This window comes from Marichromatium sp. AB31, assembly GCF_003718685.1.
Classification (GTDB): Bacteria; Pseudomonadota; Gammaproteobacteria; order Chromatiales; family Chromatiaceae; genus Marichromatium; species Marichromatium gracile.
Window position 1 is genome coordinate 1 of the sequence record NZ_RHFI01000037.1, and the last position, 16,774, is coordinate 16,774.

14 protein-coding genes, 1 other RNA gene and 1 riboswitch are annotated in these 16,774 nt (G+C 70.3%); of the genes, 10 read left to right on the forward strand and 5 right to left on the reverse strand.

Translation table 11 applies throughout. From position 1 onward, the window contains the following. Window positions 1-41: 41 nt before the first annotated feature. Entirely contained in the window at window positions 42-698 is a 657-nt protein-coding gene (locus EBL84_RS16105) for a thiol:disulfide interchange protein DsbA/DsbL (RefSeq protein ID WP_123141722.1), read from the reverse strand. An 84-nt stretch (window positions 699-782) separates the two neighbouring features. Next, complete coding sequence (locus EBL84_RS16110) at window positions 783-1,292, reverse strand: disulfide bond formation protein B (protein WP_123141723.1); 510 nt, start codon at window positions 1,290-1,292, stop codon at window positions 783-785. A gap of 154 nt (window positions 1,293-1,446) precedes the next feature. On the opposite strand from EBL84_RS16110, the gene EBL84_RS16115 reads away from it, so the two are divergent. Continuing rightward, window positions 1,447-2,427 (forward strand): calcium/sodium antiporter, encoded by a 981-nt coding sequence (locus EBL84_RS16115; RefSeq protein ID WP_123141724.1) that lies wholly within the window; start codon window positions 1,447-1,449, stop codon window positions 2,425-2,427. Window positions 2,428-2,529: 102 nt separating this feature from the next. Continuing rightward, entirely contained in the window at window positions 2,530-4,443 is a 1,914-nt protein-coding gene (locus EBL84_RS16120; RefSeq protein ID WP_123141725.1) for a methyl-accepting chemotaxis protein, read from the forward strand. Window positions 4,444-4,446: 3 nt separating this feature from the next. On the opposite strand, the gene EBL84_RS16125 is transcribed toward EBL84_RS16120, so the two are convergent. Then, window positions 4,447-6,180, reverse strand: coding sequence for an OPT/YSL family transporter (locus tag EBL84_RS16125; protein ID WP_123141726.1), 1,734 nt, complete (start codon window positions 6,178-6,180; stop codon window positions 4,447-4,449). A 294-nt stretch (window positions 6,181-6,474) separates the two neighbouring features. Here EBL84_RS16125 and EBL84_RS16130 point away from each other — a divergent pair, with 294 nt between their 5' ends. The 5 genes from EBL84_RS16130 (at window position 6,475) to EBL84_RS16150 (ending at window position 12,845) form a co-directional block, all read left to right on the forward strand. Continuing rightward, window positions 6,475-7,899, forward strand: a complete 1,425-nt coding sequence (locus tag EBL84_RS16130; protein ID WP_123141727.1) for a KamA family radical SAM protein — start codon at window positions 6,475-6,477, stop codon at window positions 7,897-7,899. Window positions 7,900-8,026: 127 nt separating this feature from the next. Then, a riboswitch (cobalamin riboswitch) is annotated at window positions 8,027-8,253 on the forward strand. A 177-nt stretch (window positions 8,254-8,430) separates the two neighbouring features. Then, window positions 8,431-10,302: a TonB-dependent vitamin B12 receptor gene (gene btuB / locus EBL84_RS16135; RefSeq protein ID WP_123141728.1), complete on the forward strand. Its 1,872-nt coding sequence runs from the start codon at window positions 8,431-8,433 to the stop codon at window positions 10,300-10,302. A gap of 151 nt (window positions 10,303-10,453) precedes the next feature. Then, complete coding sequence (gene cobT / locus EBL84_RS16140; protein WP_123141729.1) at window positions 10,454-11,512, forward strand: nicotinate-nucleotide--dimethylbenzimidazole phosphoribosyltransferase; 1,059 nt, start codon at window positions 10,454-10,456, stop codon at window positions 11,510-11,512. Then, window positions 11,506-12,096 carry a histidine phosphatase family protein gene (locus tag EBL84_RS16145; protein ID WP_123141730.1) on the forward strand — a complete coding sequence of 197 codons (591 nt, stop codon included), beginning with the start codon at window positions 11,506-11,508 and terminating at the stop codon, window positions 12,094-12,096. Before cobT ends, EBL84_RS16145 begins: the two co-directional genes overlap by 7 nt. Next, window positions 12,096-12,845 carry an adenosylcobinamide-GDP ribazoletransferase gene (locus EBL84_RS16150; RefSeq protein WP_062276559.1) on the forward strand — a complete coding sequence of 250 codons (750 nt, stop codon included), beginning with the start codon at window positions 12,096-12,098 and terminating at the stop codon, window positions 12,843-12,845. The genes EBL84_RS16145 and EBL84_RS16150 overlap by 1 nt, the downstream gene beginning before the upstream one ends. Before the next feature lie 15 nt (window positions 12,846-12,860). Here the strand turns inward: EBL84_RS16150 and EBL84_RS16155 are convergent, their stop codons facing one another. Next, window positions 12,861-13,262, reverse strand: coding sequence for a hypothetical protein (locus tag EBL84_RS16155; protein WP_123141731.1), 402 nt, complete (start codon window positions 13,260-13,262; stop codon window positions 12,861-12,863). Window positions 13,263-13,446: 184 nt separating this feature from the next. On the opposite strand from EBL84_RS16155, the gene EBL84_RS16160 reads away from it, so the two are divergent. After that, a complete protein-coding gene (locus EBL84_RS16160; protein ID WP_123141732.1) occupies window positions 13,447-13,986 on the forward strand; it encodes a hypothetical protein in 540 nt (179 codons plus the stop codon). Here EBL84_RS16160 and EBL84_RS16165 read toward each other — a convergent pair. Then, complete coding sequence (locus EBL84_RS16165) at window positions 13,974-15,218, reverse strand: hypothetical protein (RefSeq protein ID WP_123141733.1); 1,245 nt, start codon at window positions 15,216-15,218, stop codon at window positions 13,974-13,976. The genes EBL84_RS16160 and EBL84_RS16165 overlap by 13 nt on opposite strands. 229 nt (window positions 15,219-15,447) lie before the next feature. Here EBL84_RS16165 and ffs point away from each other — a divergent pair. Both ffs and dnaX read left to right on the forward strand, forming a co-directional pair. Continuing rightward, an RNA gene (gene ffs / locus EBL84_RS16170) (signal recognition particle sRNA small type) lies at window positions 15,448-15,544 on the forward strand. 127 nt (window positions 15,545-15,671) lie between these two features. Continuing rightward, the coding region (dnaX, locus tag EBL84_RS16175; RefSeq protein ID WP_123141734.1) for a DNA polymerase III subunit gamma/tau at window positions 15,672-16,774 on the forward strand (1,103 nt) is incomplete at its 3' end.

A 16,774-nucleotide genomic window follows, 5' to 3' on the forward strand; every position in this document is an offset into this window, starting at 1 on the left:
ATCTTAGGGCGCGCCGCCCGGCGCATTCCGCGCCGTCCGGGTCAGCCGGCCAGGCCCTGCTCGCGCGTCTGCGCGATCAGGGTCTCGGCGATGCCGAGCAGCTCGCGATAGCTGCTCGCCTCCTTGCCGAGCACGGCATAGCGCCCGGCGACCGTCACCCGTGGCACGGCGTGGATGCGGTAGCGCTGCACCAGACGGTCGCTGCGCGCGATCTTGGCCTGGATGTCGAAGGAGTCGAAGAGCGCGGCGAAGGCGTCGCGATCGAGCCCGCGGGCCTCGACCCAGTCGAGGATGGCATCCGGGCTGTAGAGTCGGCGCCGCTCACGGTGCAGGGCATCGAACACCGCCTGATCGTGCTGTGCGAGGGCCTCAGATGCCTCCAGGGCGTAATAGAGGCGGGCGAGGTTGGCCCAGGCGGTACGCCCGAAGGTGACCGGGACACGGCGGAAGACGACGTCCTCGGGCTGATCTGTGGCCCACTCCTTGACGATCGGGTTGAAGTCGCTGCAGTGCGGGCAGCCGTAGGAGAAGAACTCGAGCACCTCGATCTTGCCCGGGGCATCGCCCGGCTGCGGTGGGTCGATGGGACGCCAGTCCCGCCCCTCGACCAAGGGTGCCGAGCGGGCCGGCAGCGGTGCGGCGAGGGCGCCCAGTGTGCCCATCAGGGTGAGGTTGAAGTGTCTGCGGCTCAGCGGCATCGATCAGGATCTCCAGGGTGGTGGACGGACGTCCGATGCGTCCGCCTTCTGGGTGTCGGGATGTCCGGGAAGCTCCCGGCGCGATCAGTCGCCCCGGTCGGCACGGGCCGAGGGGCGCTGGGCGCTCGCAACGAGCGCCCAGACGGCGGCGATGGCTCCGAGGGCGAAGGCGATCGCCCCCCAGTTGGCCAGCGACAGCCCGAGGATCTGCAGCCCCGGGTCCTCACAGAAACCGGTGGCGAGGAACAGCTCGGGGGCCTGCTGACCCAGCCACTCGACCAGTCGCTCGACGGGGCCGAGTTCGCCGCCGATGCAATTGACCGCGCCGGGCGGCTGCAGTTGCAGCCAGCTCTGGTAGAGCGAACTCCAGAGCCCGCCGAGCGCGCTCGCCACCGTCAGATAACCGAGCACCCGTGCGCCCAGTGCCGCGGCGAGGGCGAACAGCCCGGCGAGGCCGAACAGCAGGCGCTGGAAGATGCACAGATGGCAGGGGTCGAGCAGCAGCCACTCGGTGAGCGCCACGCTGAATGCGGCCACGCCGAGCCCCCCGATCGCCAGGATGTACCAGATCGAGCGGGGCGTGGGGCGAAACATCGCGATGACTCCTCGGCGTGTGAGAAAATGATGCGCTTGGCCGGTCGCGCGGGCGGATCAGTTGTCGTGACCGGGCGCCGAAATCATACCGAAAACCCGGTGCAGGCGCGTTCGCGCATCACCGGAAGACGATTGCGAGGTCTGAGAGAGACTGATGAGTTTGGCTTTTGTCGCTGTCATTGCCGGTCTGGCACTCCTGGTCTGGAGCGCGGATCGGTTCGTCGAGGGGGCCGCGGCGACCGCGGGCCATCTGGGAATGCCGGCCTTGTTGATCGGCATGGTGGTGGTCGGATTCGGCACCTCGGCCCCGGAGATGGTGGTCTCGGGCTTTGCCGCCGCCCAGGGCAATCCCGGGCTCGCGCTCGGCAACGCCTATGGCTCGAACATCACCAATATCGCGCTGATCCTCGGTATCACCGCACTGCTCAGTCCGATCGCGGTGCACTCGCGGTTGCTGCGGCGCGAGCTGCCGCTGCTCGCGCTGATCACCGCGCTGGCGGTCTATCAGCTGTGGGACGGTGAGCTGTCGCGGCTCGATGCCTGGGGGCTGCTCGCGGTCTTCGCGCTGGTGATGGGCTGGACCATCGTCCAGGGGATGCGCGGGCGTGGCGATGCGCTCGGCGGCGAGATGGAGCAGGAGCTCGAGCGTCATCCGCTGCCGCTCGGTCGTGCCCTGTGGCTGCTCGCGCTGGGGCTGGTGGTCCTGCTGGCCAGCTCGCGGCTGCTGGTGTGGGGGGCGGTCGAGATCGCCTACGGCTTCGGCGTCAGCGACCTGGTGATCGGGCTGACCATCGTCGCCATCGGCACCTCGCTGCCCGAGCTGGCCTCCTCGATCGCCGCGGTGCGCAAGGGTGAACACGATCTCGCGCTGGGCAACGTGATCGGCTCGAACCTGTTCAACACCCTTGCCGTGGTCGGTATCGCCGGGGCCATCCAGCCGATCGCAATCGCCCCCGAGGTGCTCTCGCGCGATATCCCGGTGATGGTGCTGCTGACCCTGTCGCTGTTCGTGTTCGGCTATGGCTGGCGCCGTCAGGGACGGATCAACCGGGTCGAGGGGGTGGTGCTGATCGGCAGCTATCTCGCCTATATAGGCTATCTGTTCGTCACGGTGAGCGGTGCCGGGTCAGCCTGAAATACCCCTTGGTTAGCGTCGTTTTGATCGCTGGCGTGCGCTTTTCGTGTATGTTGCGCCAGCATAATCCTGTGGTACCGACGAAACCGCGAGGAGGGCGATGTGCTGAGCAGAGTCCGCATCAGTGTGCAGCTGGCCGTTGGCGGCATGGCGGCGATCCTGGTCACGGTGGCGCTGATCCTGCCCAGCGTCTTCCACAACCTCGGCGCGCTCTCCGAGCGCGCCGAGCAGCGCCGGCTCCAGGACCTCTTCCTCACCCTGCGCTCGGCGCTCGATGAGGAGGCGACACGCGCCGTCTCGCTCGCCGCGGCGCTCTCCAACGTCCCGGATGTCCGCGCCGCCTTCGCCGCCGGCGATCGCGCGCGGCTGCGCGAACTCACCCTGCCGCTGTTCGAGCGGATGCACCGGCAATACGGTCTGGTGCAGTTCCAGTTCCATACCCCGCCGGCCACTTCCTTCCTGCGGCTGCACATGCCCGAGAAGTTCGGCGACGACCTGTCGGGGTTTCGCCACACCGTGCTCGCCGCCAACCGCACCCGCGCGCCGGTCAGCGGCCTGGAGGAGGGGCGCGCCGGGCTGGGGATCCGTGGCATCGTGCCGATGTTCGCGCCCGACGGGCGCCATCGCGGTTCGGTCGAGTTCGGACTCTCCTTCGGCGAGCCCTTCTTCGTCGACTTCACCGAGCGCTTCGGTGCCCGTGCCCAGCTCACGCTGCGGCGCGGCCAGGACTTCGAACCCTTCGCCGGGACCATCGAGGACGGCACCCGGCTGACCGCCGAGGAGATGCGCCAGGTCATCGCGGGTGAGCGCATCCAGCGCCAGATCCTCTATCGCGACACGCCGATGGCGCTGCTGGCGCAAGCGATCACCGACTATGCCGGCGAGCCCGTGGGGGTGGTCGAGCTGCTGCTCGATCGCAGCGACGACGTCGGCGCCTTCAATCGCGCCATCCGCGACGCCTTGCTCTTCAGTCTGCTGGCGCTCTGTGTCGGCGCCGTGCTGACCGGGTTGCTGAGTCGCGCCATCGCCCGGCCGATTCGCGCCGCCGCCACGCGCATGAACGACATCGCTCACGGCGACGGCGATCTCACCCAGCACCTCGAGGCACGCGGTCGCAACGAGCTGACCGAGCTGGCGGTGGCCTTCAACGCCTTCGTCGACCGTATCCACAACCTGGTCAGGGAGCTGGTCGGGGGTGGCGATCGGTTGAGCGAGGCGGCCGGTGGGCTGTCGGCGACCAGCGAGCAGATCCGCGCTCAGCTCGAGCGTCAGCAGTCGGGCACCGATCAGGTCGCCACCGCCATGACCGAGATGACCGCCACCGTCGCCGAGGTCGCGCGCAACGCCACGCGCGCGGCCGAGGCGACCCGTGACATGGAGCGCGAGGCCGGCGGTGGCGCGGCGGTGGTGCGCGAGACGATCGACGCCATCGAGTCCCTGGCCGCGGCGGTGGAGAACGCCGCGACGGTGATCGCGCGGCTCTCGGACGATGCCGAGTCGATCGGCCGGATCCTCGAGGTGATCGGCGGCATCGCCGAGCAGACCAACCTGCTCGCGCTCAATGCCGCGATCGAGGCGGCGCGCGCGGGCGAGCAGGGGCGCGGCTTCGCGGTGGTCGCCGACGAGGTGCGCAGCCTTGCCGGGCGCACCCAGTCGGCCACCCACGAGATCCAGGGCATGATCGAGATACTGCAGGGCGGCGCCCGTGAGGCGGTCACGGTGATGGCCGACGGTCGCACCAAGGCCGGTGAGAGCGTTGCCCAGGCCGGACGCGCCGGTGCATCGCTCGAGGCGATCACCGCCGAGGTGGCCACCGTCAACGACATGAACGGCCAGATCGCCAGCGCCGCCGAGCAGCAGCGCGCGGTGGCCGAGGAGATCGACCGCAACCTCTCCGGCATCAGCCACGAGGAGGAGGAGATCGCCGCCGTCTCGCGACGCATCGCCGAGGCCGCCGAGGCGCTCGCCGCGCTCGCCGCCGAGCAGCAGGAGCGCACCCGGCGGTTCAAGGTCTGAGCCTCAGCCGAGGACGCCGAGCAGGGCGCGGGTGACGCCGCTGAGGCTCTCGCCGGCGATCAGCCCGGCGGCCGCGGCGAGCAGGAAGCGCTCGGCCAGTCGTGGGCGGTAGCGGGCGAGGGCGTGCCCGACCAGACTGCCGAGACAGAGGGTGAGCGAGAGCGATGCCGGGATCACCATCGCCAGCCCCAGCGCTGGCGCGCTCGGTACCCGGCGCGGTCCGTGGCGGTGTTCGAGCAGGGTCAGCACGACCCCGCAGCCGGCGGCGAGGAGGAGTGCGGCGAGCGCGCTCGGCGGCAGCGCGGCGAGTCCCTGGTCGAGGGTCTCGGCCACCACCTTCCAGGTTGCTACCGCCGGGGCCGGCCACTGCTCGGTGATCAGCATGGTCGCCGGGTCCGGGATCAGGCGCAGATAGACCAGGCTGCCGACCACACTGCCCACGGCCACCCCCAGACACTGTGCGATCACCTGGTAGCCCGGGGTGGCGCCGATCGCGTGTCCGGCCTTGAAGTCGTTGAGCAGATCGGCGCTCTGACCGGCCGCGCCGCCGGCGACGTTGGCGCCGATCAGGTTGGCCGTCTGGTCGCCCGGCGCGGTGATGCCGCTGCCGAGCTGCGAGACCTTGCCGATGGCGCCGATCGGCGGGATGCCGGTCTCGCCGACCACGCGCGCCGCCACCATCGCCAGCACGAAGGCGATCGGCACCGCCAGCAGCGCGAGCAGCCAGTGGATGCCGAAGATCAGCGTCTGGGCGAGCACCACCAGGGCGCTGGCGAGCGCCAGTCCGAGTGCGCGGTGCAGTGTGGCCCCGTCGTCGTTTCGCCCGGTGCCGGTGCCCGCGGCATGGGCGGCGCGCAGTTGCAGCACCAGCCGGGTCAGGGTCGCGGCCACCAATAGAGCCACCCCGGGCCACAGCAGCCATTCGATCATGGTCCCGAACCAGCTCGCAGCCGGGTCGGTCGCGCCCGGCAGGATGAACCCCTGGTACAACCCCAGCGGGCCGAGCAGCGCCCAGGCGATGAGCGCGCCGAGCAACAGCGAGAGCCCGGCGCGGACCCCGATGATGGCGCCGAAGCCGGCGAGCATCAGCGAGGGGTCGAGGCTGAGGGTGAGGTTCTTGGCGCTGATCGCCGGGGCGCCGGCGAGTGCGCCGGCGGCGGGCAGCTCGACGCCGAGTCCCGGACGCGGCAGCGCCCAGCGACCGCTGTCGAGCCACTTGAGCGCGGCGGCCAGGGCGCCGGCGCCGAGCAGGACGCGCAGTCTCAGCCGTGCCTCGCGACCCTGGCGGAACATCTCCTGCAATGCCTCGGCGGTGGCGCGACCGGTGGGGAAGGGCAGCGGGGTACGCACGATCAGCCCGGCGCGCAGATACCAGGCGACCCAGATGCCGAGGAAGCTCACCGCGAACACCCAGGCGATCAGCTCGACGGCGGGCAGGTTGCCGCCGGAGAGCATCGCCAGGGCCGGGATCGGCGCGACCAGCCCGCCGGAGATGATGTTGGCCGCGGAGGACGCGGTGGTCTGGGTGATGTTGCCCTCGCCGATGGCCAGCGGCGCGCTCAGGCGCAGTCGCGCAAGCAGTGCCCAGAGTCCGCTGGCGATCAGCAGCGCCACGATCGAGATGTTGAACGACCAGCCGATCTTCAGTCCGGCGTAGACGTTGCACGGGGTGAGCAGGGCGCCGAGTAGCGCGCCGCCGAGGAGCGCCCGGGCGCTCAGCTGTCGATGCCTGTCCATGTCGCTCCCGATGATTGCGCACCCATCGTCCGGGTGCGGGTGACTGTGCCCCTGTCATGCGATCCGTGTCCCTCGCGCCGGATCGGGCAGGGTTCCTGTGTTAGGATGGTGAAATCCTTTGCAATGGTTTTGCCAGTCCGGGCGGCTGCTCGGATCCTCTGGTGGCGCGCTCACGCGCCCGGCGCCGGCGAAGCGCGTACGACGAATACCGTCACTTCTTTCGCCAACCCCTTTGGATAGCCGTGCCCATTCGGTTCAGCGTCCTCTTCTGACTATCCACAGAGGAGCTTTGTCATGTCCTACAACAATGCCCAGCCCAAGCGGGCGGTGGCGGTCGAGTCCGCCCGCCCGTTCCGTGTCCACACCCAGCGTGATCTCGACCGCATCGATGCGCTGCGTGGACTCTCCGAGGATCGCCGTTTCGCGATGAAGGTGGTCTCGACCGTGCTGCCGTTTCGCGTCAACGACTATGTGATCGATGAACTGATTGACTGGGACAATGTCCCCGATGATCCGATCTTCCAGCTGGTGTTCCCGCAGCAGGGGATGCTCAGCGAGCGTCATTTCAGCCGCATTGCCGATCTGCTGCGCGCCGAGGCCGCGCCCGCCGCGCTCGAGGCCGCGGTGCGCGAGATCCGCGCCGAGCTCAACCCGCATCCCGCCGGGCAGCTCGAGAGCAACCTGCCCAAGCTCGACGGCGAGCGCCCGCTCGAAGGGCTGCAGCACAAGTATCGCGAGACCGTGCTGTTCTTCCCCAGTCAGGGGCAGACCTGTCACGCCTATTGCAGCTTCTGCTTCCGCTGGGCGCAGTTCGTCGGCGACAAGTCGCTGCGCATCGCCTCGAACGAGGCCTCCGGGCTGCACGCCTATCTGCGCCAGCACCCGCAGGTCACCGATCTGTTGATCACCGGCGGTGATCCGATGGTGATGAAGGCGCGCCATCTCGAGGCCTATCTCGAGCCGCTGCTGCGTCCCGAGTTCGATCACGTCCAGAGTATCCGCATCGGCACCAAGGCGTTGACCTTCTGGCCCCAGCGTTTCGTCGGCGACGCCGACAGCGACCAGCTGATGGCGTTGCTCGAGCGGCTGGTGGCCAACGGCAAGCACGTCGCGCTGATGGCCCACACCAACCACTGGCGCGAGCTCGAGACCGCGACCGCCCGCGAGGCGATCGCGCGGCTGCGCGCCACCGGCGCCGAGATCCGCAGCCAGGGGCCGTTGCTCGCCCACATCAACGACGACCCCGAGGTGTGGACGCGGATGTGGCGCACCCAGGTGCGCCTCGGCATCATCCCCTACTACATGTTCGTGCAGCGCGATACCGGCGCCCAGCACTACTTCGAGGTGCCGCTGGTGCGTGCCTGGGAGATCTATCGCGAGGCGATCCAGGGGGTCTCGGGGCTGGCTCGCACCGCGCGCGGTCCGAGCATGAGTGCGGGGCCGGGCAAGATCGAGATCCAGGGCGTGACCGAGGTCGCCGGCGAGCGGGTGTTCGTGCTGCGCTTCCTCCAGGGACGCAACCCCGACTGGGTCAACCGCCCCTTCTTCGCCCGCTTCGACCCCAAGGCGACCTGGCTCGACGATCTGGTGCCGGCCTTCGGCGAGGATCGCTTCTTCTTCACCGACGAGTATCTCACCCGCTGGCCGAGCGCCCAGGCGGCGCGGATCGAGTCGGTCCGCGCGCCCGAGTCTGCGCTGCCCGAGGTCTCCGGACTCTGACCCTCCCCCCGCGGCGCCCGCTCTCTGCGAGCGGCGTCGGCGGTATCGTTCTCGGCTTGACCCCGGTCAGTCAGTCTGTCCCGTGGCGGGGGCGGGCGTTGACTTGCTCCTTCCGATCGGACTTAATCGGCGCCCTCGATTCCGCGGTGGCCCCTGGACCCAGTTCCCGGGGCTGAAACGGGAAGACCGGTGCGCCGATCGTCCGCGATCGGTCAGTCCGGCGCTGCCCCCGCAACGGTAGACGAATCAGGGCGCGACCTGATGCCACTGTGTCGATCACGGGAAGGCGTCGCGTCCGGGGCCATGCCGGCCCGCTCGTGAGCCCGGAGACCGGCCTCGGAATCAGGATCCGCAGTGCCCGCAAAGCGAGGCCGGGCGGGTCCGTCAAGCCGGGGCTGCGTGGGTAGACCGGGTGGCGATCGCGGCTCCTCGCGCATCCAGCGCGTGGCCGGTGACGCCTGCCCGCCGAGCATCCAGCCCCTCTCTGTTGTCGACCCCTGCGGGTGTGCGGGGTCCTGTGAGGAGCATGTGATGAAGAGTCCCTTGATGCTGGCGGCGCTGGCCGCGCCCTTGAGCGCCCAGGTCCTGGCCCAGACCGATTCCCAGGTGTTGGAGCCGACGGTGGTCACTGCCACGCGTACCGCCGAGCCGGCGGGCGAGACCCTGGCCACGGTGAGCGTGATCGATCGCGCCGAGATCGAGCGGCGTCAGGCCCGCTCGGTGCCCGATCTGCTGCGCACCCTGCCCGGCGTGAGCATCGCCCAGAACGGCGGTCCCGGCCAGTCGGCCTCGGTGATGCTGCGCGGCACCAATTCCGATCACGTGCTGGTGCTGATCGACGGGGTGCGTGTCGGCTCGGCCACCCTGGGCACGACCTCGCTGCAGGACCTGCCGGTCGATCAGATCGAGCGCATCGAGGTGGTGCGCGGGCCGCGTTCGAGCCTCTACGGCTCCGAGGCCATCGGCGGTGTCATCCAGGTCTTCACCCGTCGCGGCGGCGGCGCGCTCACCCCGCGCTTCAGCGTCGGTGTCGGCGAGCTGGGCACCGCCAGCGTCTCCGGCGGGCTCTCCGGCGGCGGCGAGCACGCCTGGTTCAACCTCGGCGCCAACTTCGAGCAGACCGACGGCATCAACGCCTGCGCCGGTCGCCCCTTCCCCTATGCCGGTTGCGGCGTCGATCAGCCCGATCGCGACGGCTACAGCAGTCACGGCGTCAGCGCCCGCGCCGGTTATGCCTTCAACGAGCGCGCCGAGGTCGAATTCCACCTGCTCAGCGCCGAGAGTGCCAACGACTTCGACGGCTCGGCCTTCTCCGGCAACAAGGCCCGCTCCTCGCAGCAGGTCTTCGGCGCCAACGCCTCCCTGCGCCCGCTCGATGCCTGGACCCTGACGCTCACCGCCGGGCGCAGCTGGGACGATTACCGGGTGTTCTACGACGATGCCGCCGCGGCGGTCTTCGATCAGTTCGTCGACCGCTTCCAGACCGAGCGCGACAGCCTCTCGCTGCAGAGTGATGTCACCATCGCCGCCGGGCAGCTGGTGAGCCTCGGGATCGACTATGTCGACGATCGGGTCAGCGGGACCGTCGACTATGCCGAGGACGCGCGCGACAACCTCGGCGTGTTCGGTCAGTACCAGGGCAGCTTCGGCGCCTTCGATCTCAAGCTCAGCCTGCGTCAGGACGACAACCAGCAGTTCGGCAGCCACACCACCGGCAGCGCCGCGCTCGGTTATCTGTTCGCCAACGACATCCAGGTCGCGCTCTCCTACGGCACCGGCTTCAAGGCGCCGACCTTCAACGAGCTCTACTACCCGGGCTTCGGCAACACCGCGCTCGATCCCGAGGAGTCCGAGAGCATCGAGCTGATGGCCAACGGCCCGCTGCCGCTGCCCGGGCGGATGCGCGGCGACTGGCAGCTGAGCCTCTACCAGACCGAGATCGACGACCTGATCGCCTATGACTCGGCCATCTTCGCCCCGGCCAACGTCGACTCGGCGCGGATCCGCGGCCTCGAGGCCGCGGCCGATCTCCGCTGGGACGACTGGACGCTGGCCGGCAACCTCACCCTGCTCGATCCCGAGAACCGCTCCGATGGCGCCAACGACGGCAATCTGCTGCCGCGTCGCGCCGAGCAGAGCCTGCAGCTCGATCTCGATCGCACGCTCGGACGCTGGCGCGCCGGTGCGACCCTGCAACTGGTCGGCGAGCGCTACGACGACCTCGCCAACCAGGTCGATCTCGACGCCTATGCGCTGCTCGATCTGCGTCTCGAATACGCCTTCAACCCGGCGCTGCGCCTCCAGGGACGGCTCGCCAACGCCCTCGACGAGACCTATGAAACGGCCTATCTGTACAATCAGCCCGGTCGCGCGTTCTACCTGACCCTGCGCTACCAGCCCTGACCCCGGACGTCGCTCCGCCCCGCGTCGGGGCGGGGCCGCCCGGCGAGCAAGGCCGTCGTGTCCTCGATCCCTTCCCGCCGCCCCGTGCGGCATTCGACCCGTCGCGCCGGTAGTGCGCGACGCTCATCGCTCCCATCCATGAGGTGCGCCCATGACCCCGACCCTCGACTGGCTCGCCGAGCCCTGTCCCCCGATCGATCAGACCGCCGTGCAGCATGCGCTCGCGCGTCAGGACCAGCTCACCAAGCCACCGGGCTCGCTCGGTCGGCTCGAGGAGCTGGCGGTGCGTCTGGCCGGCCTGCAACGCACCGCCACCCCGGAGGTCGATCCGGTGCGGGTGCTGTTGTTCGCCGCCGACCACGGGGTTGCCGCCGAGGGTGTGTCGCGCTATCCCCAGGATGTCACCAAGCAGATGGTCCGCAACATCGCCAATGGTGGGGCGGGGGTCGCGGTGATGGCCAAGGCGGTCGGCGCTAGGCTCGATATCATCGAGCTGGGCCTGGCCACCGGCTCGGAGGTCGTCGAGGGCGTGCGCTCCGAACCCCTCGGGCCGGGGAGCGGCAACATCGCCCGCGAGCCGGCGATGACCCCCGAGCAGCTTGCGCGGGCGCTCGACATCGGGCGCGACGCGGTCGATCGCGCCGTCGCCGAGGGCGTGCGGCTGATCATCGGTGGCGAGCTCGGTATCGCCAACACCACCGCCGCCGCCGCGCTGGGCTGCGCGCTGCTCGATCGCGCCGCCTCCGAGGTGGTGGGACCGGGGACCGGGCTGGACAGCGCCGGGGTCAACCGCAAGGCCGAGGTGGTGGCGCGTGCGCTGGAGCTGCACGCCAGCGAACCGCGCGACCCGCTGGAGATGCTGCGCCGGCTCGGCGGTTTCGAGATCGCCGCGCTCGCCGGCGCCTATCTGCGTGCCGCCCAGCGTGGCGTGGTGATGCTGATCGACGGCTTCATCGTCTCCTCGGCGGCGCTCGCCGCGGTGCGTCTGCAGCCTGCGGCGCGCGACTGGATGCTGTTCTCGCATCGCTCGGCCGAGCCCGGTCATCGGCTGATGATGGAGGCGCTGGAGGCCAACCCGCTGCTCGATCTCGGCTTCCGTCTCGGCGAGGCGACCGGCGCCTGCGCCGCGGTGCCGCTGCTGCGTCTGGCCTGTGCGGTGCATCGCGACATGGCGACTTTTGACGAGGCCGGAGTGAGCAACGCGTGCTGAGCCTGCGCGGCCGGCTGATCGACCTGCTGCGTCACGGCGAGGTCGAGGGCGGGAGCCGCCTGCGCGGCAGTTGCGATGATCCGCTGAGCGCGCGCGGCTGGTCGCAGCTGCGCGCGGCCACCGCCGGGCTCGACGAGCCGCGGCTGGTGGTCAGCTCGCCATTGCAGCGCTGCGCGGCCTTCGCCCGCGAGCTGGCCGCACAGCGCGGGCTCGAGCTGGTGCTCGAACCCGCGCTGGCAGAGCGTCACTTCGGCGATTGGGAGGGGTGCTCGGCCAGCGAGCTCCCCGAGGATGAACTCTGGCGGCTGTGGGATGATCCGCTCGGCTTCACCCCGCCGGGGGGCGAGCCGATGTCTGACTTCCTCGCCCGGACCCGCGCGGCCTGGCGCGCGCTGCTCGAGGGCGGCGGGCCGGACGCGCTGGTGGTGACCCACGGCGGGGTGATTCGCGCGATCCTCGCCGAGGTGCTGGAGATGCCGCCGCGAGCGATGATCCTGCTCGAGGTCGCCCATGCCGGGCGCAGTCGCGTCCGTGTCCCACCCTCACCGGGCCGCCCCAGCCTGGTGACCCATCGAGGTCCCTGATGTCCCATCTCGTTCCCTTCTATGCCGCCGGGCGGCTGTTGACCCGGCTGCCCTTTCCCGACCCCGGCGTGGTCGACCCCGTCGACCAGGGCCGCTCGGTGGCCTGGTACCCGGTTGTCGGGCTGGTGCTCGGCGCGCTGCTCGCGCTCGCCGCGCTCGCCGCGCAGCACACCGACCCGCTGCTCGGTGCGGCACTGCTGCTCGCCTTCTGGACCTGGTCGACCGGCGGGCTGCACTGCGACGGCCTGGCCGATAGCGCCGACGCCTGGATCGGCGGACTCGGCGACCGCGCCCGCACCCTGGAGATCATGAAGGACCCGCGCAGCGGGCCGATGGCGGTGGCGGTGCTGGGGCTGGCGCTGCTGCTCAAGTGGAGCGCGCTGCAGCTGCTCCTCGATGTCGAGGCGGCCTGGCTGCTGCTCTGGGTGCCGCTGCTCGCGCGCGCGGTGCTGCCGCCGCTGATGCTCACCACCGCCTATGCGCGCGCGCAGGGCATCGTCAGCGATCAGGTCGCCCATCTCGGGCGCACCTGGGCGTGGACGGCGAGCGGCGCGGCCTTCCTCGGCTGTGTGCTGGTACTCGGTGGGCTGGGGCTGGTGCTGGCCGGGTGTGCCCTGGCGGTGTTGTGGCTGGCGCGTCGCGCCATGCGCGCCCGGCTCGGCGGCTTCACCGGCGACACCGCCGGCGCCCTGGTCGAGCTGACCGAGATCGCCCTGGTGGTGCTCGCGGCGCTGCTGCTCGGCGGCTGAGCGGCGCCGCGGCTCTCAGCGCACCAGCTGGTGCGGGTCTGCGGCGCAGGCCTCGCGGCACGCGCGATGGCGATTGGTGCAGTAACCGTAAAGGTTCTCGGCGCACGACCACCAGGGATAGCCGCAGTCGAGTTCATCGTTGAATGTGCCGACCTCGCTGAGACACCAGCGATAGTCGCGGAAGGCCTCGGTATGGTCGGCCTCGCAGTCGCGGTAGTCGGCGCGCGCGCTCGCGCGACAGTGCTCGCGCGCGCTGTCGCACTGGCCGATGCAGGCGGCGATGGCGAGCTGACGGGGCAGGGGCTGGTCCTTCAGCAGCGGGTCGCTGCAGGCGCCGAGCAGGCTCAGCGCCAGGGCCAGCACGACACCACGTCGCGATCGACGAAAGGGATGCGGTGACGATTGGCGCAGTCTCATCGGGAGGCTCCGGGGATGTGACGGTCGCGCCTCGACCCTGGCGCGGTTGCGGTCACTGTAGCGGCAATCGCGCCCCGGCGCATCCGCATGACATACAATGGGCGCTCGGGAGCCGCGCCTGACCGCGGCCGGTCGAGGGTCGAGGCGGGCGCGGGCCGCGCCGCCGTCGCCGAGGGAGAACGTCATGTCCAGAATCGTCGTGCCCGTCGTGTTGCTCGGTCTGCTTGCGGGGTGTGCGCTGATCCCGCCGCAGCGTCTCGGTGGCATCGCTGTCGAGGTGCCGCCGGAGGAGTACGGCAGGCGGCTGTGCGAGCACCTCGAGATCGAGGTCTACGCCACCTGCGTCAGTCAGGTGATCGACAATCTCGAACGTCCCCGTCCCGAGGTGCCCTCGCCGGGTCGCTCGACCTCGGGGCCGGTGGTGGCGGTGGTCGATGGCGAGGTGTTCAGCGGTGACTACCGTTCGACCCTGTTCACCGGCGAGCTGAATCTGACCAGCCCGAAGACCCGTTGTCGCGGTGGTTACAGCGCCTTCTCCGGTGATCCGGCCGCGATCTACGAGCTGTACTGCGAGGACGGGCGCAGCGGCTGGGCGGATCTGGTGCGCGATCTCAGCGGTCGCAACGGTATCGGCCGGCTCGCCTTCAGCGACGGCGCCGCCGGCCAGCTGGTGTTCGGCCACGCCCCGCTGGGCAGCGCCGAGCCCTATCCCTATCTGCCCTGATCGGGGCCGCGCAGACGCTCGGTCAGGCGCAGCATCTCGCGCTGCATCTCCAGGTTCTCGAACGGGCGCAGCGCCGGGAGCTGGCGCTCCATCAGCGCCTCGAGCAGGCGCTGGCTGGCGCGCACCAGCCCCACCAACTCGCCCGAGAGGCTGACTGTCTGATAGGTGTTCCAGGCGGTGGCGATGTCGCCGGCGAGCTGCGCGCGCGCGGCGCGGATCTGACGCGCCTGGTCCTCGAGATAGCTCCGATAGACCGCCGCCGCCTCGCCGGTGACGCGCTGTGCCTCGAGGTTGGCCTCGAGCAGCGCGGTGCGCTCGGGGTTCTGCGCCTTGAGCGTGCGGGTCTCGGCGGCGAGCGTGCGGGCGCGCTCGGCGATGGCGTCGATGCGCGGCAGGTAGTCGTCCTCGATCTGGCGCTCGATACGGCGGTGGAGGTGCTCCAGGGTCTGCAGCAGCACCACGTAGAGTCCGTAGTAGCGACGCGCGCTCTCCAGATCCTCGCCGCTCTCGGCGACCAGCTGTTCGAGCTGTTCGGTGAGGGTGCGGACGTTGTCGAAGAGGATGCCGAGCTCGACGACGTTGTCGCCGACCACGGTCGAGAGCAGGAAGCGCACCTGTTCGTCGTCGATGTGCAGCCCCATGGCACGCAGCTCGGCGGCGAAGCCACGCTCGATCGCGGCGATCTCGGCCTCGATCGCGGTGATCTCGCGCTGGTCGCGGGCGATCGCCTCGGCGTGGTCGGCGCGGGTCTTGAGCAGGGTCGACTGCTCGGGGGCGGTGAGCTGCTGCTGTCTGGACTCGGCGATCTGGGCGCGCAGCTCGACGATGCGGGCGTTGAGCTCGCGGATGCGCGCGCGCTGGGCGAGCGCCGGCGAGACCGAGAGCAGCGCGACGGCACGATCGAGCAGGGCGTCGATCTCGGTCTGGTTGGAGTCGCGGTCGGGACCGAACCAGGCGCGCTCGGGCAGCGTCGCCTGGCGCTCGGTGAGGGTCAGCGCCTCCTCCAGCTCGGGGCGCGCCCGCTCCCAGGCACGACCGAGATCGTCGTCATCATCGCCGAGCAGTCGTCGGGCGTCGGCCGCCGCCTGGTCGGCGAGTTCGCGCGAGCGCTGCCACCACGCGGCGGCGGTCGTCTGGGCACGCTCCCAGGCATCGGTCTCCGCCTCCTGCGCCAGGCTCGGCGCGGGCAGGGCGAGTGCGAACAGCAGTGGGGTCAGCAAGATCGGGCGCATGGCGGTCGGAGTCGGGCGGTTGCGGAACTCGCCCCACTCTAGCAGCGCCGCGCGCGCTTGCCGAGGCCAGCTATCAGCCGCCAGCCGCCAGCCTCCAGGGCTGATAGCTGATAGCTGTCGGCTGGTAGCTGGTAGCTGGCTCCCGGTTTGTCTTCCGTGGCGCACTTTGTTAATCTCTCGTGCTCTTGTCGTCATCGTCTGATGGCTGCAAGAGCGTTATGGTGGCCCGTGTCGGTCCCCTCGCAACGTGAGATCGTGAACCCGGTCAGGCCCGGAAGGGAGCAGCCGCAGCGGTTGAAGCGTGTGCCGGGGTGTGGCTGGCGCGGGTTGCCGCCCCAGATTCCGCGCTGACGCCGGCCTCGGGCCGCGACGCCAGACGCCACCCTTAGGAAGCTCCCCGCGCTCGCCAGCGTGCGCGCCCTGCAACAGAGTTTCGACCGATTCGAGTCGCGCATGTCCTACCAGGTGCTCGCCCGTAAGTGGCGCCCCAAGTCGTTCGACGAGATGGTCGGCCAGCAGCATGTGGTGAGGGCGCTCGCCAATGCGCTCGATCGCGGCCAGCTGCATCACGCCTATCTGTTCACCGGTACCCGCGGGGTTGGCAAGACCACCCTGGCGCGCATCCTCGCCAAGTCGCTCAATTGCGAGCAGGGCGTGAGCGCCCACCCCTGTGGTCGGTGCGCGACCTGTCGCGAGGTCGATGCCGGGCGCTTCGTCGATCTGATCGAGGTCGACGCGGCCTCGCGCACCAAGGTCGACCAGACCCGTGAGCTGCTCGACAACGTCCCCTATGCGCCGGCGCACGGTCGCTGCAAGGTGTATCTCATCGACGAGGTGCACATGTTCTCGGCGCACAGCTTCAACGCCCTGTTGAAGACGCTCGAGGAGCCGCCGCCGCACGTCAAGTTCCTGCTCGCCACCACCGATCCGCAGCGTCTGCCGGTGACCGTGCTCTCGCGCTGCCTGCAGTTCAACCTGCGCCGCCTGCTGCCCGATGAGATCGGCGCGCACCTGCGTCATGTGCTCGAGACCGAGGGGCTGGGATTCGAGACGCCGGCGCTGGCCCAGCTCGCGCGCGCCGCCGACGGCAGCATGCGCGATGCGCTGAGCCTGCTCGATCAGGCGATCGCCTTCGGCGGCGGTCGGCTGGTCGAGTCCGAGGTGCGCGCCATGCTCGGCACCCTCGATGGCGAGGTGGTGCTGGCGCTGGTCGAGGCGCTGGCCGGTGGCGACGGCGCCGCGCTGCTCGCCGAGGTCGAGCGCGTCGCCGCGCTCACCCCCGATTACGCCGAGCTGCTGCGCGAACTGATCGCGTTGCTGCATCGTCTGGCGCTGGTCCAGCAGGTGCCGCAGCTGCTCGCCGCCGACGATCCCGATGGGGATCGTCTCCGCGCCCTGGCCGCGCGCCTCTCGCCCGAGGACGTGCAGCTCTACTACCAGGTCGCGCTGACCGGGCAGGGCGATCTCGCCCTCGCCCCGGACCCGCGCGCCGGACTCGAGATGGTGCTGCTGCGCGCGCTCGCCTTCCGCCCCGCCTCGCCCGCCGGGCAGCCCGG